Below are 15,909 nucleotides of genomic sequence, written 5' to 3' on the forward strand. Positions count from 1 at the left end.
AAAAGCCCAAATAAACAACTTAGAAGTTATTTATCATCTGTTTGTATTCCATATTTTTTATACTCTTTTTGAGTTTCAAGTTTTTTCTCTTCCATTTTATCTTTATAAATACTATGTTCTGGATTATAATAATTTAGAACATTTCTTAAATTTTTATGACCAGCATCAAAGTGACATGAGGCGCATGAGATTTGTTTTTCTGTTCCTTTTAATTTAGCATAATGATTATGCATTTTTTGCGCTTGTTTACTTAAAGATACTAAATCTTTTTCAAAGGCATTACCATGGCATTCTAAACATCCAGAATCATATACAAAAGTATCACGATGTTTAGTTTTTTCTTGCCAATCTATTTCGTCAGGATTTCCAAAAAAATGAATTCCAACTTCCACAACTCCATTTTTCGCTTTTGTGAAAATATAATTAGCTAAACTATCATGGGGCAAGTGGCAATCTACACATCTTGCGCTAGCACCCAATTCACCTTTTCCACCATGCGCATCTTGTTTATAAGAAATAACCATAGGATCCATTTCATGACAAGAAACACAAAATCTTTCACCACTTGTTTTATGAATTCCATAATAAGTTCCATAAGAAAGAGATAATCCAACTAAACCACCAATAAACAATAATGCTATTATAAATAATGTAGGTCTCATGGTGTCTCCTTCATCCAAATTTTATTTTCAATCTCTTTTTGATGACATTCCGCACACATATTTACAGAAGGTTTATGTTCATTATGACATTCATCACAAAATAAATTTGGTCCATCATGAACCGAATTATGAGGATTTGCTTTATGAACATCCATAAAAGACAATCTTTGAGCCAAATAAATTTTTGTTTTATGACATGATAAACAAGTTTTTTCTTCTACTACTTCAAAGTGGTCAGGGTTATCACCTTGATTTACATGACAAAAAACACACTCTAAAGACAAACTTTCATGCATTTTTTTTAAAGGATATTTTTCTTTTTGTTCAGGTGTTACATTTACTATATTTTCTTCACTTTGAGGAAAAGGTAAAAGCTTTTCCTCTTTGTCATTGGCAAATAAAAATATTGATAGAAGTAAAATAGTAATGCCACCCATTACTTTTACTATATTTTTCATAATTATATATTTTCTCCTGCTACCATACCAAATACTAAACAATCAGGAATTGAACAACTTCCTAATCTACTTGCTCCATGTGTTCCTCCTGTAATTTCACCAGCAGCAAATAAACCAGGAATTGGTTTTTTAGTTGCAGAAGAGATAACTTGTGCTTTAGTATTAATTTTTAATCCACCCATTGTATGATGAAGTTTTGGTACACCTTTAGTTGCATAAAATGGAGCTTTAATAATTTGTACATTTTCTGTTTTTTCAACTGGTTTACCAAAGTCTGTATCTTTGCTTGCTTTTACAAAATCATTGTATTTTTTAATTGTTTTTTTCAACTCAGCAACTGGGAGTCCATATGCTGCTGCTAAAGCATCAATAGTATCGAATTTTTTAACAACTCCAGATTTTAAAGCTTTTTCTGCAATGTCTGGAATGATTTTATCAACTGCTGTTTGATCACATATATTAATTGGATAAGAGTTTGTTTCTTTTATTACTTTAAACATTGCTTCTGCTCTTGTTCTCCTATCTGCAAGTTCATTCATGTATCTTACTGCTGTTTTAGGATTAACAGAAATTCCATATCTAAATGTTGCATTAATATTAAAGTTTGAAGCTGCACCAAATCCTTTTTCATCTGGACAAGCCCAAGGACCAAATTGAATCCAACTTAAATGAACAGGAACTGCTCCAAGTTCAAAGGCTTTCAATAAAACTCCAGCAGTTGCACCTGGTTGATTTGTTGAATCTGTATCCGCAGGAATTCTTGGATCTTGTTGTTCTCTTAAAAATTTATCTCTACTAAATCCTCCTGCTGCTAAAACAACACCTTTTTTAGCTTTATAATATGTTACTTTACCACCTTTATTTTGAGAATCATCATCTTCTAATTTTTTGTCAAATCTATATTTTTCTCTAACTTTAACTCCAACTACTCTTCCCTTATCATCTAATACAAACTCATCAAATCTTGTTCTTTTTTTGATTGTTCCATTAGGTTGTTTTTGAAAATATTTAAGCATTGGTAAAACAATTCCTGAACCACTACCATTTGAAGAAAGATAAGTTCTTGGAACAGAATGTCCGCCTAAATGAGAAAGCTTTTCATAAAATTTTGCACCACATTTTTCTACTAATTTAAGTGCATCATTCCCTCTCTCTCCAATTACTTTAAGTAACTCAGGATGATTAATATATCTACCTGCTTTCATACTATCTTCCATATAAATATCAATAGAATCTTTAATTCCCTCTTTTTTCTGTTTTGGATTATTTACAACAGCTAAAAGACCTCCATTAATAACTGAGTTTCCACCAAGTCTTCCCATTTTTTCTACAACAACAACTTTATTTCCTTTTTCAACTGCTGTAATAGCAGCAGATAAAGCAGCATAACCTGAACCAATAATTACAACATCATATTCTTCATCATATTTAACATCTTTTGAATCAATAGCCGTAGCATTTGCAGCTGTACTTCCTAAAGCCAACATACCTGCACTAACAGCACCCATTCTAAAAAAATTACGTCTTGTTAAATTACCCATAACAACTCTCCTTAAATAAAATTTATAAAAGAATATTAATATAAATAAGTAATCAAAAAATAACCTTTTTAAATAAAAAGGTCATTTCTATGTATAAAATAGATAAGTGTTCAGTTGTGTTAGATATTAATGGGCGCTATTAATTCTATATCCACATCCAGATACATTTTCTATTATGTCATTATATGTTTTTTGACGTATCTTTTTTATTCTCATTCTTAGTGCTTCAATACTCATACTTTTTTCTTGCCAAGCATAACTCTCTATAGTAGAATATTCGACTATTTTATCTATATTTGAAATTAATAAATGAAGAATCTCCATCTCTAATTTTGTTAACTTTATAAGCTCTGCATTTGCATTTGTTAATTGCTTTGAATTTTTATCATAAATAAAACCAAATTTTAGATTAACTCGAAAATTGTATATATCTTTTGTTGCCATAAGTAAAGAGGTTTGTAAATCTTCAATCACAATTGGCTTTCTCAAATAGTTATATGCACCCTCATTAATACTTTCTGAGATATTTGAAGGGGTATCATAAGAAGTGATTATTATAACTGGTAAGTGAGGAGAGATTTCATGCATAGAATGAACCATATCTAAACCATTCATTTCTGGCAAGTTTATGTCTGATATGACAATATCAGGTTTATATTGTTCAAACATTTCGAAACCTTCTATGCCATCTTTTGCAACATCTACACGTTTACAATGCATGCCTAAAGCTTGCCTTAATGCAAAAGCTGTTGTTTCATCATCTTCCACAATTAATACATGTATTTGAGAAAGTTTTTTTAATACTTTTAAATCAATCATCATTATCCTTTGTTATTTTGGGAAAAGTAAATAAAAAAGTTGTTGGGTCTTTATAAGATATAATAGTCAAATCTCCAAAAAGTTTATTTCTTGCAATTAATCTTGATAGATAAAGACCATTTCCTGTTCCCTTTTCCCCTTTTGTAGTTTTAAAAGCTTCAAAAAGAGTTTTTCTAATAGCGGGTTGAATTCCTAAACCATTATCTTCAATTTTTAAATTATATTTGTCTTGAATCTCTTTTATTGTAATTTTTATAAATTTATTTTTATTATTCTTATCATCAAGTAAAGAATCCCTTGAATTCAAAACTAAAACAGTTATAATTTGTTGTAATTCATTTTTATAACTATAACAATCATATTTTCTCTCTTCATGAATTACCTTAATACTAATGCCTGAGTTTTTAAAATGTGGTTCTAGTATTACTTTTGTCTCTTCTATGGCTTCTATTATATCAAAGGACTCCATTTTTCTACTTGGCAGATAAAAATTCTTGAAAGTATCAATCGTATCCGAAAGATAATGAGCACTAGTAAGAACACGATTTAGATTATCTTTAAACATATCATCACTTAAACATCCCAGTTCCTTAAACTGTAGAATATTCCCTATAAGTAAAGATATTGAATTTAAGGGTTGTCTCCATTGATGGGAAATTGCACCAATCATCTCACCTAAATCTGCCATTTTAGATTGTTGAAATAAAATATCTTCTTGCTCTTTTTTTAACTTTTTAGACATCTCTTTTTTAGTGACATCTTCCACAAAAAAAATAATTCCTTTATACTCTTTTTTTACATCTAAAACAGGAATAGAAGTAAAAAATAAAAATACTTTTTCCTTTTTCTCAAAAAAACAAAAAGTATTAGTATATGTTGTATGTTTCTCTTTTGTTGCTTTTAATTGTTTACTAATACAATCTGTTATCCATAAAGGAAGCCTTTTAAAAAATTCTGTACATTCAAATAGATTTTTATCAGAAAGTTTATTTTCTGATAGATAGAGCAATTTAGAAAACTCATTGTTGCAATAAGTGACTTTTTCTTTGTCATCAGCAATTAAACACCCTCTTATATCTGATAAAAGAAAGTGTTTCATTAAGTTCTTTGATATTTCTAATTTTTCATCACTTTGTTTTTGACTTCTGTTATAAAATAGATTCAACCACAAAAATATAATTAAACTTATTACATATATAGTAAAATTTATTTTTAATTGTAAATCTACTTTTTCATAAACTTTTTCTTTATTTAATTGTGAGATAAGATACCAATTCCCATATTTTATAAAACCTTGAGAGAAAATACTATCTTTTGTGATAGTAAGATATCCTTCTTTATCAATTTTTTGATTAAATTTTTTAAACAATTTTTCTTTTTCTTTATGAACTAAGATTCTTTTATTTTCATCAAGTAAAAAAACATTTCCATCATAAGGTAAAGTTATTTTTAGAATTTCATTTTCTATATATTTTAAGGGAAGAATACCACAAACCACACCACTTTGACCTCTTTTATCTTTTGTGGGACTACAAACAGCAACAACTAATGTATCTATAATTGCTGATACATAAGGATTAGTTATTGTAATATCTTCATTTCTAATGGTTTCTCTATACCATGGCATAGCTATAGTACTATAAGTTAGAGGTTTTATAATAGTTCTACTTGAAATAATTGTATTATCCCCATAACCAACAAACATATAAGGGAAATCGGCAACAGAAGAACTATGTTCAAGTAAATCTTCAATAGCATATTGATCTTGAATATGATCCATATTAGAAATTAGTTTTTCCAAATTTTTTACAACATTAATTTTCTCTTCTGTCCATTTTATAATCTGTTTTGAAGCATTTTCAATAGCGTTTACTTGTAAATCATTTATTGCACTTCTTAAAATATAAAGATTTATAAAATAGTTTGCAAGTACTAAAATAAAAAAAAGCATGCTGACAAATAAAATAAATCCTGTACGTTTAGACAAAGTAAACCTTTAATTATGAACATATGTACATTATAACCTTTAGCCTATTTTAGTTTTCTGAAAAGAAAAGTTATTTTTTAGTCATTTTTTAATAATATAATTATAAAAAGAGTAAAAGAATTTATAATCTATTTATTTTATTTTAATTTTAAAACTTATAGTATAGTATTAATTAAGAAACTAAGTATATATATGTATGAGTAAGAAGGATAAACTATAGTAATATTTAAAAGAAACAACTCCTTGTATTTTTTCATCATATTTTTAATAAGCATAATATTTACTGCTCAATACTTTTATAACAAACAAAAAGAAGAACAGTATTTAATTCAGTTAAATAAGAGTAAGTCAAAACAAATAAATAATTGGATTTTAGGAAAAAAAATTTTTATGGAAAAGTTATCAAAAAATATTGAAAATCAAAACTATAACAAAGAAATTTTTTTAAAAATAATGAAAGAAACAAATAAAAAGATGAAAACCCACAGTATTTTTTTGGGATTAGAAGATGGAAACTATTTAGATACGCAAGGATATTGGATAGATGGTTTTGATCCAAGGGTAAGACCATGGTATAAAGAGACTATTAAACAAGAAAAAACTACTATCACTGGACCTATGTATTATAATGACATAAGTGGGCAAGAAATTAACTGGTGGGCAATATCTTCTTTGATTAAAAAAGAAGGTAAAAATTATGGAGTAATTAGTAGTGAAATAAATCCTGAAATGCTTATCAACCTTTTAAATGATATTAAACACAGCAAAATAGAAGATTTATTTTTATTTGATAAAAATAGTGGAATTATAATCGCTTCTATAAAAAGAGAAAATGAATTGGAATTAGTACAAAATGTTTTTTCTAAAAAGTTTTTTGAAAACTCAACTAAAGCAAAAGAAACAAGCCTTATAAAAGTAGATGAAAATATAAAAGCGATAGTAAATAATATTAAAGAAGCCCCATGGATCTTATGCATGATTGTAAAATAAACAAAGTAAGATTTAGATAAACTTAAATTATGAAAAAACAAAGATTTAGTGATTATTTTAACAATTGGCTTTATGGCAAAGATGGATATTATACAAAATATAAAGCTATTGGAAAAGATGGAGACTTTTTTACAGCTGTTTCAACTTCAATATTTTTTGGTGGAAGTATTGCAAAAAAGATTGTTGATACAATCTTAAATAATGAACTTCCAAAAGATACTACTATTGTAGAAATTGGTGCTCATCATGGCTACTTATTAGCAGATATTATCCAATTTATTTATACATTAAATCCTAAACTTCTTGAAAGTCTAAATTTTGCGATTGTTGAGAGGTTTGAGAACTTAAAAAATGAGCAAAAAAAATATTTAGAGAACTCATTTGGTGATAGTATTAAATTTGATTTTTATGATGACATAAGTGAAATAAAACTTGCCCATGCTTTTATTGTGGCAAATGAGATTTATGATGCTTTCTCTTGTGAATTAATCTATACAAAAGATGATAAATTACAAACTGCATTTGTAGAAAAAGGGGAAATACAGTTCAAAGATTGTTCAGATGAGAATATTATAAATAAATGTAAAAAATACAAAATCACAAAAGGTGAATTAGCTTTAGGTTATGAAGAGTTTGCAAAAAATATTTGTAAAAATATTAAAAACTTCTACTTTCTAAGTTTTGATTATGGAGAAAAATATCCAAGAAATGATTTTTCTTGTAGAATTTATTCAAAACATGAAGTTTTTCCAATCTTTGATGAAAAACTTGATTTAGATAAATTATATAAAAATTCAGATATCACTTATGATGTAAACTTTTCCCATGTAATTGATAGTTTTAATAGTTTTTGTAAATGTGAAGTTGAATATCAAACCCAGTTAAAAGCCCTTGTAGAATTTGGTATTTTAGACTTACTTGAAATTTTACAAAAAAATGTAAGTGAAGAAAACTACCTAAAAGAAGTTCAAAAGGTAAAAACTCTACTTGAACCAACAGGTATGGGTGATAGATTTAAAATGCTACTTATTAAAAAGTAGCATTTTGTCACTTATCAATTTTTATATCATTTTTACCAGTAAATTCTTTTTGATCAGCACTACTTACAATAAGTTTAGCAATTTTATCTGTTGAAACTGCTATTTCATGAGCTTCAGATGATACCATCGCATTTTTTTGCGTTTGTTGATCAAGTTGATTGATAGAATCATTAATTTGTTCTATTCCAAATAGTTGCTCTTTTGAAGCACTCTCTATATCAGAGATTAATTTAATACTTTGAGAAATATTAGCATTTAATTTTTTATATCCTGTTATCATAGTTCCTGCTATTTTTTTACCTGCATTTGCTTTTGATGTAGCATTTTCCACTAAGACTTTTATCTGTTTTGCAGCTTCTGCACTTCTAGTAGCAAGATTTCTTACTTCTTGTGCAACCACTGCAAACCCTTTTCCAGCTTCACCTGCAGTTGCTGCTTCCACTGCAGCATTTAAGCTTAAAATATTTGTTTGAAATGCTATTTGATCTATTATACCGATAGACTCAACAATAGATTGAACTTGTTCATTAATTTCATCCATAGATATTGATGTTTCATTAGCTAATCTTTCTCCTTCGTTTGCTGAAGTTGTCACTTCATTTGAGAAATTAGCCATTTTTGCAATATTATCCGTATTTGATCTAATATTACTTGTGATTTCTTCAACAGCAGCTGCTGTTTCTTCAAGTGATGCGGCAGCTTCATTTGAACTATCATTTAACTTATCAACATTTTTAAGTAACCTATCTGAACTATAATCAAGGGTTAATCCATTTGATTTGTTTTCTACTAGCATTTGAGTAGTAGACTCACCTAACATATTTACACCATTCGCTAATTTTAATAAATGCTCTTTTATATTTGTAGTTGATATTTTATTTAGATAATTGTAGTTTGAATATTCATCTAATATATTTAAAACTTTTTCAATATTATTTTCTAAATTATCAGCCATTTTATTTAACACATCTTTTAATTGTAATAATGATGGATTTGAAACTTTACCTACTAATCTTTTACTTAAATCACCATTTTCAAATTCTCCTAAAACAAAAATAGCTTCATCTATTAATTTTCTATCTTCTTCTATTCCTACTTTTGTTCTTTCAATATTTTGATTTACTACTTTTGCCATTTGCCCAAATTCATCAGTTGTATTTATTTCTATTAAATCTGCTTTATTATTTTCTCTATTTAAGAATGAAAAAAATGAAATAAGTCCATTTTTGAATATTTCTAATTTTTTTGTTATATCAGATATTATTACATATGATAGTAATACGATAATTATTAACGAAAATATAATAACAGTTATCACAAAGTACATACTATTAGAATATATATTTTCAGCTTTTTCTGTCTCACTTTTTGCAACATTTAGTTGTAAAGATATCAATTCTGAAACTTTTTCTCCTATTGGGTCAATTTTAGGATACAGTTCATCAGTAGTAAATTTACTAATAAGTTCTAAATCTTTTTTTTCACAGGCCATTTTTATATTTTTTGAAAGGTCATTTGCAACTAACATTAATTTTTTAGCTTCATTTACTAACTTTTGTTCTTTTTCTGTCAATGATGTTGATAAATAATTATTCCATTCATTTTTTATATTATTTTCTGCACCGTTAATATTAGAAATACACTCTTCAAATGTAATATTTCCATTTCTTGTTTTATGAGTTGTATCAACAATATTAACTGCATATTCATCTGCAATTATTTTTAACTGTTTTAAGGGAACAACTCTATCATAATAAACAGTTTGTAGACCATTATTTACTTTTTTTAATTGAACTATGCTTGAAATTCCAATTATTACTAACCCTATAATTGCAACAAATGCTAAGATAATTAACTTATTTCTTGTACTTATATTTTTCATACTTCTTCCTTTTTTAAATTATCATTTAATTATTCCAAAAGATAGTCAAGAAGTAGTAAAGTTTTCTGATTTTTTTTGAAGTCTTTTTATAAATATAAAATAGAAAAGTTATAACTTTTCTATTTCTTTATACTCTTCATCTGTAAAGATTCTAGATTTTGTGATAAATTGGTAACCTAAATCTATTTCCAGTGAAAAAGAGTTTCCAAAGGCAGCTTTTTCTTCTTTTACATCAATAGTTATTTCTGAATGTCTAAAATACTCAAATTGGTCTTTATCTATAAAAAATTCACATCCACATATCTCTCCCATTTTTACATTTCGTGAGGGAACATGAAAGTCACTTTTTGCATAGCACATAGGAGCTGTGCCATCACAACAACCACCACTTTGGTTAAAAACTAATTCACCATTTTCTTTTTTTAATTGTTCTATTACTAAAGCCGCAGCTTTTGTAACTAATAATCTTTTTAGTGCCATTTTTTATCCTTGAAATATTCCATGTTAAAGGATCTGTTCATATTAGATTTATTTTATCACAATTTAAAAAAAATTGTTAAAGAAACAAACCTTAAAGAGAATAAACGAATTATTCTTTTTATGAAGAAAAAAAATGCATAGAAGAACTCTTCTATGCATTTTAAACTTTTTTGTTTTAAAGTAAAGGCCTAGAAAAATCCCATTGCATCTTTGCTATAAGAAGTTAAGATATTTTTTGTGTGTCTATAAGAGTTTAACATCATCATATGAGTTTCTCTCCCTATACCTGATTTTTTATATCCACCAAATGATGCATGAGATGGATACATGTGGTAACAATTTACCCAAACTCTACCAGCTTCGATTCCTCTTGAGAATTTATGTAATTGGTGAGCATCTCTTGACCAAACACCAGAACCTAATCCATAAATAGTATCATTTGCAATAGCTAATGCTTCATCTTCATCTTTAAAAGTAGTAACTGCTAAAACTGGTCCAAAAATCTCTTCTTGGAAGATTCTCATTTTATTGTGACCTTTAAATAGTGTTGGTTGAATATAGTTTCCATTTGGATATTTTTCACTTTTATATTCATCACCACCAATTAATAGTTCAGCACCCTCTTCTTTACCAATTTTGATGTATTCCATGATTTTCTCTTTTTGAGTAGTTGAACACTGAGCACCCATCATACAAGTTGGATCTAATGGATCTCCTAATTTGATAGCTTTTACTCTCTCTAATACTCTTGCCATAAATGGCTCATAAATTGATTCTTGGATTAATGCTCTTGATGGACAAGTACAAACTTCCCCTGAATTAAATGCAAATAATACAAGTCCTTCAATTGCTTTGTCAAAGAATTCATCATCTTTATCCATAATTGATTCTAAGAAGATATTTGGTGATTTTCCACCAAGTTCTAATGTAGAAGGAATAATATTTTCAGTTGCATATTGCATAATTAACTGACCAGTTGTAGTTTCACCAGTAAATCCAACTTTTTTAATATCTGGGTGAGTTGATAAATATTTACCGATTTTTCCACCTGCACCATTAATAATATTAATTGCACCTGCTGGTAATACATCTTGAATTGTTTCCATTAAAAGTAAAATAGACATTGGAGTTGCACTTGCTGGTTTCATTACAATGCAATTTCCAGCAGCTAATGCAGGAGCTAATTTCCAAGCAGCCATTAATAATGGGAAATTCCAAGGAATAATTTGAGCAACAACACCATATGGTTCGTGAACTTCTTGAGAAATAGTATTTTCATCTAAATCTGCAACTGTACCAGACTCTGCTCTTATAACTGATGCAAAATATCTAAAGTGGTCAACAACTAAAGGAACATCAGCTGCTAAAGTTTCTCTTACAGCTTTACCATTATCTAAAGTTTCAGCGATAGCTAAAGCTTCCAAATTTGCTTCAATTGCATCAGCAATTTTATTTAAAAGAGTACTTCTTTCAATCACAGAAGTGTGCTTATAAGATTCAAATGCTTTATTTGCTGCTTTAATTGCTAGTTCTACATCTTCTTCGTTTGATCTAGGAATTCTAGTTAAAACTTCACCATCAACTGGAGAAACATTATCAAAATATTCACCACTTCTTGGTGCAACCCATTCTCCTCCTATAAAGTTTTCATATTGAGATTTGTATGTTGGTTTTGCGTATGCCATTTTTTTTCCTTTTATCTTAGTAAATATGAAAAAGTTTGATAGACAAATTTTTTCTGTAATGAAATTCTACTCCACAATTATAGCCTGAGTATAGCCAACTATATAGCGCAAATATAGCCATTTATTTTATTTAATACAATGACTATTATATGGGCTTAGTAGCTTTTAAATAGCATTTGAAATTTTATTTATTTTTTATAAAAAAAGTAATTATTTATGTTACAATATTTTCATGAACACTTACAATTATATATATCAGAACCACTCATTTAAAAAAGAAATAGATTATGAATTTTTTAAAGATAAAAAGAATATTTTAATTCAAGTATTTTGTGGAAAAGAAGAAAATACTTTAGAATATATTATTAACTTATTAGCTGATAATATACCTCATGCAACTATACTAGGTACAACAACTGATGGAGAGATAAAAGATAAAAAAGTATCTACTTTTAAAACTGTTATTTCTATATCTGTCTTTGAAAATACTACTATTAAATCATCTATAAAAGAAGGAAGTAACTCTTTTAATAGTGGATATGAAATAGCAAAAGATATAATAACAGATAATACAAAACTAATCATTACTTTTACAGATGGAACAACTACAAATGGAGAAGATTATCTAAAAGGAATAACTGCATATAATAAATCCATAATGGTAGCTGGTGGAATGGCTGGAGATAATGGTGTGTTTAAACAAACTTATGTATCTTGTGGCAGAAAAATATTGGCTAATGGGGCAGTTGCAGTATCTTTAAACTCTGATACCTTACTTGTAACAAATGATCACAAATATGATTGGTCTCCAATTGGAATTGAACACACTATTAATAGAGTCAAGGGCAATAGAATTTATGAAATTTCGGGAATGGATGCCATGGATTTTTATGAGAAGTACCTAGGTAATAGTGATTCTTATACAGAATTCCCACTAATAGTTCAAAGAAATGGCATGTCTGTAGCAAGAGCAGTTCTTACAAGATACCCTGATGGAAGTTTTGGCTGTGGAGGGAACTTATACAAAGGTGATAAAGTGAGGCTAGGTTTTGCAAATGCAGAACTTATAATAAGAAATCCTATACAATATTTGAAAAATATACATGAATATCCAGCAGAAACATTTTTTATATATTCTTGTATGGCAAGAAGAAGATATATGCAAAGCCTAATCAAACTTGAGATAGAACCTTTTGCTAGTATTGCTCCTACTTCTGGCTTTTTTACTTATGCAGAATTTTTCCATGATAATGATAGAAATGAACTTATGAATCAAACAATTACTCTTGTAGGATTGACTGAAAATATTCATACAGTAAAAAAAGATATCCCTAAAATAGAAAAAATAGTAAACCAAAATGAAAGCTCTTATGCTAAGACTATTCAAGCCTTAACAAATCTAATTCAACAAAGTGCTAAAGATCATGACGAACAATCAAAAAGATTAGAAGAACATATCGCTTATTCAGAAAATATACTAAAAAACCAAAAAATGTTTTTAAGACATGCGGTTCATGAAACAAATACTCCATTATCAGTTATCATGAGTAATATAGAACTACATGAGATGCAATATCATAAAAGTGAATATCTTTCAAATATAGAAGTTGCCATGAAAAGTATATTTTCTATTTATGATGATTTAAGTTATTTAGTAAAAAAAGATCAAGTTGAATATAAAGTTTATTCTCTTGATTTGGTGGATTTTGTTAGAAGTAGAGTATACTTTTTCAAAAATGTTGCAACACAAGTATCTTCAAAGTTCAATTTAGAGTCTAATAGGGACAAGATGATGATTAATTTTAGTGAGACAAAATTACAAAGAATAGTTGACAATACTTTATCAAATGCTATAAAATACACAAATAAAGGCAAAGATATAAATGTAAAAGTTGAAGAAGTAAACAATTACTTAAAATTTACAGTATCAAGTAACTCAAAAAAAATACAAGACCCAGATAAAATATTCCAAGAGTATTATAGAGAAGAAAAATCAAACAATGGCTTTGGGTTGGGTTTAAATTTAGTTAAACGAATTTGTGATGAAGAAAGTGTTATCATAAAAGTCGATTCCGACAGTGATACTACTAGTTTTACATATATTTTTAAAGGCATAAAATGAAAATATTACTACTTGAAGATGATATTATGCTAAATAAAGCTATCAAAATTTATTTAGAATCTACTGGGCATGTCGTTCACTCTGTTATGGATGGTAAACATTGTATAGAAACTTTAGAAAAAGAACAATTTGACTTATTAGTTTTTGATATAAATGTTCCAGATGTGGACGGATTAACCATACTAGAAGATTTACATAAACAAAAAAGAATGGTTCCTACAATCTTTATCTCAGCATTAATTGATATTGAAGATATCACAAGAGCTTTTGATATAGGATGCCATGATTATTTAAAAAAACCATTTCACCTAAAAGAACTAACACTTAGAATAAACAAATTTCTAAAAACAAGCCAAGTTCATCAACAACACAAAAGATTATCAAAATCATATAGTTATGATTCTAAAAATATGATTTTATTATTTAACAATGAACCACAAATACTACCTAAAAGACAAATCCAAATAATAGATTTATTAGCTGCAAATAGATCTTTGGTTTGCAATTATGACATGTTTCGAGAATATGTTTGGAATGATGACTACATAGATAATGCCACAATAAGAGCAGAAGTAAATAGAGTAAAAAAAGTATTAAAAGAAGATTTTATTTTAAATATTAGAGCTATTGGCTATATGGTAGAAAGACCAAACTAAGTATCTTTTTAACATAAATAACACTATAGAACTAATAAATAAGCACTAATAAACAACTATTTGAGCAAAAAAAAAGAAGAACTATTTTTTTTAAAACCCTAGAATATGAAAAAATTAAATAGGGAAGAATTATGTCAAAAAAAATTTCTAAAGTCCTAGTAGCAAATAGAGGTGAAATAGCTCTTAGAATAATAAGAGCATGTAAAGAGTTGGATATAAAAAGTGTTGCAATATTTTCAGAAGTAGATATTGAAGGTATTTGGGTAAAGAAAGCTGACGAATGCTATCCGTTTTTAGGAGATCCATTAGATGCTTATTTAAATATTGAAAAAATCATATCTCTTGCTTTAAAAGCCCAATGTGATGCTATTCATCCAGGATATGGATTTCTATCAGAAAGTGCAGAATTCGCCGAAGCTTGTGACAAAGCAGGTATCATTTTCATAGGTCCAAAAGCTGAGCATATAGCACTTTTTGGAGATAAAATGGCTTCAAAAGTTGCTATGAAAAAAATTGGGGTTCCGGTTTTAGAAGGAACAAGTACTCCAATTGTTGATGTAAAAGAAGGTGAAAAAATCTCAAGGGAAATTGGTTTTCCAATTATTATCAAAGCAGCTTTTGGTGGTGGGGGAAGAGGAATGAGAATAGTAAAAGAAGAAAAAGACTTTAAAGCTATGTTTGAAGCAGCAACTGCAGAAGCTAAAAAATTCTTTGGAAAAGGTGATGCTTTTATAGAAAAATATGTGGAAAATCCAAGACATATTGAAGTTCAAGTTATAGCTGATAAATATGGGAATGTTCTTCACTTAGGGGAAAGGGATTGTTCTATTCAAAGAAGACACCAAAAGGTAATAGAAATAGCTCCGAGTCCTAGATTAAACGAAAATGTAAGAAGAGAGTTATATAGAGTTTCAACAAAAGCCATGTTCAAATTGGGTTATGAAAGTGTTGGAACAATTGAGTTTCTAGTTGATGCACAAGATAATATTTATTTTATTGAGATGAATACAAGAGTTCAAGTGGAACATCCAGTAACTGAACTTATAACTGGTGTTGATATTATTCAAAGAATGATAGAAATAGCAGAAGGAGATAAACTTCAATTTTTACAAGAAGAGATAAATTTCAGAGGGTATGCAATAGAATTTAGAATCAATGCAGAAGATCCCAAGAAAAAATTTATGCCAGCATCTGGAACTATAAATAAATACTTAACTCCAGGAGGGCCAGGAGTAAGAATTGATACAAGTGTTTATACTGGTTATAAAATTCCTCCAAACTATGATTCAATGGTAGGAAAACTTATTGTTTGGGCACTAGATTGGGAAGGTGCAGTAAAAAAAGCAAGACGGGCTTTAGATGAGTTTTATATAGAAGGCTTACCTACAAATATTCCACTACACAGAGAAATCGTAAGAGATAAAGATTTTATTGAAGGAAAACTTGATACTAGTTATTTAGATAAAAAATTAGAAAAGTTTAATATGGATGCAATTGATCATATTGAAGAAGAAGAGAAAAAAATGGAAAATATAACTAAGTTAATAGAGCAAATCAAAAAAAACAAACTAAGTGTAAGATAATCTC

12 protein-coding genes and 2 pseudogenes are annotated in these 15,909 nt (G+C 28.0%); 5 read left to right on the forward strand and 9 right to left on the reverse strand.

From position 1 onward, the window contains the following. Window positions 1-26: 26 nt before the first annotated feature. The 5 genes from ACNI3D_RS14845 to ACNI3D_RS14865 all read right to left on the reverse strand — a co-directional run bounded on the left by ACNI3D_RS14845 (window position 27) and on the right by ACNI3D_RS14865 (window position 5,467). Window positions 27-662, reverse strand: coding sequence for a cytochrome c3 family protein (locus ACNI3D_RS14845; protein ID WP_419767554.1), 636 nt, complete (start codon window positions 660-662; stop codon window positions 27-29). After that, the gene (locus tag ACNI3D_RS14850) at window positions 659-1,120 is read right to left on the reverse strand and encodes a cytochrome c3 family protein (RefSeq protein ID WP_419767555.1); all 462 of its coding nucleotides are present in this window, start codon (window positions 1,118-1,120) and stop codon (window positions 659-661) included. The genes ACNI3D_RS14845 and ACNI3D_RS14850 overlap by 4 nt, the downstream gene beginning before the upstream one ends. 2 nt (window positions 1,121-1,122) lie before the next feature. Then, window positions 1,123-2,661: a flavocytochrome c gene (locus tag ACNI3D_RS14855; RefSeq protein ID WP_419767556.1), complete on the reverse strand. Its 1,539-nt coding sequence runs from the start codon at window positions 2,659-2,661 to the stop codon at window positions 1,123-1,125. Window positions 2,662-2,787: 126 nt separating this feature from the next. Then, window positions 2,788-3,480: a response regulator transcription factor gene (locus ACNI3D_RS14860; protein ID WP_419767557.1), complete on the reverse strand. Its 693-nt coding sequence runs from the start codon at window positions 3,478-3,480 to the stop codon at window positions 2,788-2,790. After that, window positions 3,473-5,467, reverse strand: coding sequence for a cache domain-containing protein (locus ACNI3D_RS14865; RefSeq protein WP_419767558.1), 1,995 nt, complete (start codon window positions 5,465-5,467; stop codon window positions 3,473-3,475). The genes ACNI3D_RS14860 and ACNI3D_RS14865 overlap by 8 nt, the downstream gene beginning before the upstream one ends. 390 nt (window positions 5,468-5,857) lie before the next feature. Here ACNI3D_RS14865 and ACNI3D_RS14870 point away from each other — a divergent pair, with 390 nt between their 5' ends. Further along, complete coding sequence (locus tag ACNI3D_RS14870) at window positions 5,858-6,457, forward strand: PDC sensor domain-containing protein (RefSeq protein WP_419767559.1); 600 nt, start codon at window positions 5,858-5,860, stop codon at window positions 6,455-6,457. A 29-nt stretch (window positions 6,458-6,486) separates the two neighbouring features. Then, window positions 6,487-7,497, forward strand: coding sequence for an SAM-dependent methyltransferase (locus tag ACNI3D_RS14875; protein WP_419767560.1), 1,011 nt, complete (start codon window positions 6,487-6,489; stop codon window positions 7,495-7,497). 7 nt (window positions 7,498-7,504) lie between these two features. Here the strand turns inward: ACNI3D_RS14875 and ACNI3D_RS17000 are convergent. From ACNI3D_RS17000 to ACNI3D_RS14890, 4 genes and pseudogenes are all read right to left on the reverse strand, one after another. Then, a pseudogene (locus tag ACNI3D_RS17000) lies at window positions 7,505-8,719 on the reverse strand (methyl-accepting chemotaxis protein); the annotation flags it as partial. 126 nt (window positions 8,720-8,845) lie between these two features. Continuing rightward, window positions 8,846-9,379, reverse strand: a pseudogene (locus ACNI3D_RS17005) (MCP four helix bundle domain-containing protein); the annotation flags it as partial. A gap of 108 nt (window positions 9,380-9,487) precedes the next feature. After that, complete coding sequence (locus ACNI3D_RS14885) at window positions 9,488-9,859, reverse strand: DUF779 domain-containing protein (protein WP_129099557.1); 372 nt, start codon at window positions 9,857-9,859, stop codon at window positions 9,488-9,490. Window positions 9,860-10,047: 188 nt separating this feature from the next. Further along, a complete protein-coding gene (locus ACNI3D_RS14890; RefSeq protein WP_129099556.1) occupies window positions 10,048-11,544 on the reverse strand; it encodes an aldehyde dehydrogenase family protein in 1,497 nt (498 codons plus the stop codon). 232 nt (window positions 11,545-11,776) lie between these two features. Here ACNI3D_RS14890 and ACNI3D_RS14895 point away from each other — a divergent pair, with 232 nt between their 5' ends. The 3 genes from ACNI3D_RS14895 to ACNI3D_RS14905 all read left to right on the forward strand — a co-directional run bounded on the left by ACNI3D_RS14895 (window position 11,777) and on the right by ACNI3D_RS14905 (window position 15,905). Next, window positions 11,777-13,666, forward strand: a complete 1,890-nt coding sequence (locus ACNI3D_RS14895) for an FIST N-terminal domain-containing protein (RefSeq protein ID WP_419767562.1) — start codon at window positions 11,777-11,779, stop codon at window positions 13,664-13,666. Next, the gene (locus ACNI3D_RS14900; protein WP_129099554.1) at window positions 13,663-14,322 is read left to right on the forward strand and encodes a response regulator transcription factor; all 660 of its coding nucleotides are present in this window, start codon (window positions 13,663-13,665) and stop codon (window positions 14,320-14,322) included. The genes ACNI3D_RS14895 and ACNI3D_RS14900 overlap by 4 nt, the downstream gene beginning before the upstream one ends. A 131-nt stretch (window positions 14,323-14,453) precedes the next feature. Further along, window positions 14,454-15,905, forward strand: coding sequence for an acetyl-CoA carboxylase biotin carboxylase subunit (locus tag ACNI3D_RS14905; RefSeq protein ID WP_419767563.1), 1,452 nt, complete (start codon window positions 14,454-14,456; stop codon window positions 15,903-15,905). Window positions 15,906-15,909: the final 4 nt, after the last annotated feature.

This window comes from Arcobacter siniprincipis (SeqCode) (assembly GCF_048571125.1).
GTDB classification, from domain to species: domain Bacteria; phylum Campylobacterota; class Campylobacteria; order Campylobacterales; family Arcobacteraceae; genus Arcobacter; species Arcobacter siniprincipis.

What these genes read in the sequence shown, in the direction of transcription:
- ACNI3D_RS14845 (WP_419767554.1), bottom strand. Translation starts at nt 662, where the DNA reads ATGAGACCTACATTATTTATAATAGCATTATTGTTTATTGGTGGTTTA.
- ACNI3D_RS14850 (WP_419767555.1), bottom strand. Translation starts at nt 1,120, where the DNA reads ATGAAAAATATAGTAAAAGTAATGGGTGGCATTACTATTTTACTTCTA.
- ACNI3D_RS14855 (WP_419767556.1), bottom strand. Translation starts at nt 2,661, where the DNA reads ATGGGTAATTTAACAAGACGTAATTTTTTTAGAATGGGTGCTGTTAGT.
- ACNI3D_RS14860 (WP_419767557.1), bottom strand. Translation starts at nt 3,480, where the DNA reads ATGATTGATTTAAAAGTATTAAAAAAACTTTCTCAAATACATGTATTA.
- ACNI3D_RS14870 (WP_419767559.1), top strand. Translation starts at nt 5,858, where the DNA reads ATGGAAAAGTTATCAAAAAATATTGAAAATCAAAACTATAACAAAGAA.
- ACNI3D_RS14875 (WP_419767560.1), top strand. Translation starts at nt 6,487, where the DNA reads ATGAAAAAACAAAGATTTAGTGATTATTTTAACAATTGGCTTTATGGC.
- ACNI3D_RS14885 (WP_129099557.1), bottom strand. Translation starts at nt 9,859, where the DNA reads ATGGCACTAAAAAGATTATTAGTTACAAAAGCTGCGGCTTTAGTAATA.
- ACNI3D_RS14890 (WP_129099556.1), bottom strand. Translation starts at nt 11,544, where the DNA reads ATGGCATACGCAAAACCAACATACAAATCTCAATATGAAAACTTTATA.
- ACNI3D_RS14895 (WP_419767562.1), top strand. Translation starts at nt 11,777, where the DNA reads ATGAACACTTACAATTATATATATCAGAACCACTCATTTAAAAAAGAA.
- ACNI3D_RS14900 (WP_129099554.1), top strand. Translation starts at nt 13,663, where the DNA reads ATGAAAATATTACTACTTGAAGATGATATTATGCTAAATAAAGCTATC.
- ACNI3D_RS14905 (WP_419767563.1), top strand. Translation starts at nt 14,454, where the DNA reads ATGTCAAAAAAAATTTCTAAAGTCCTAGTAGCAAATAGAGGTGAAATA.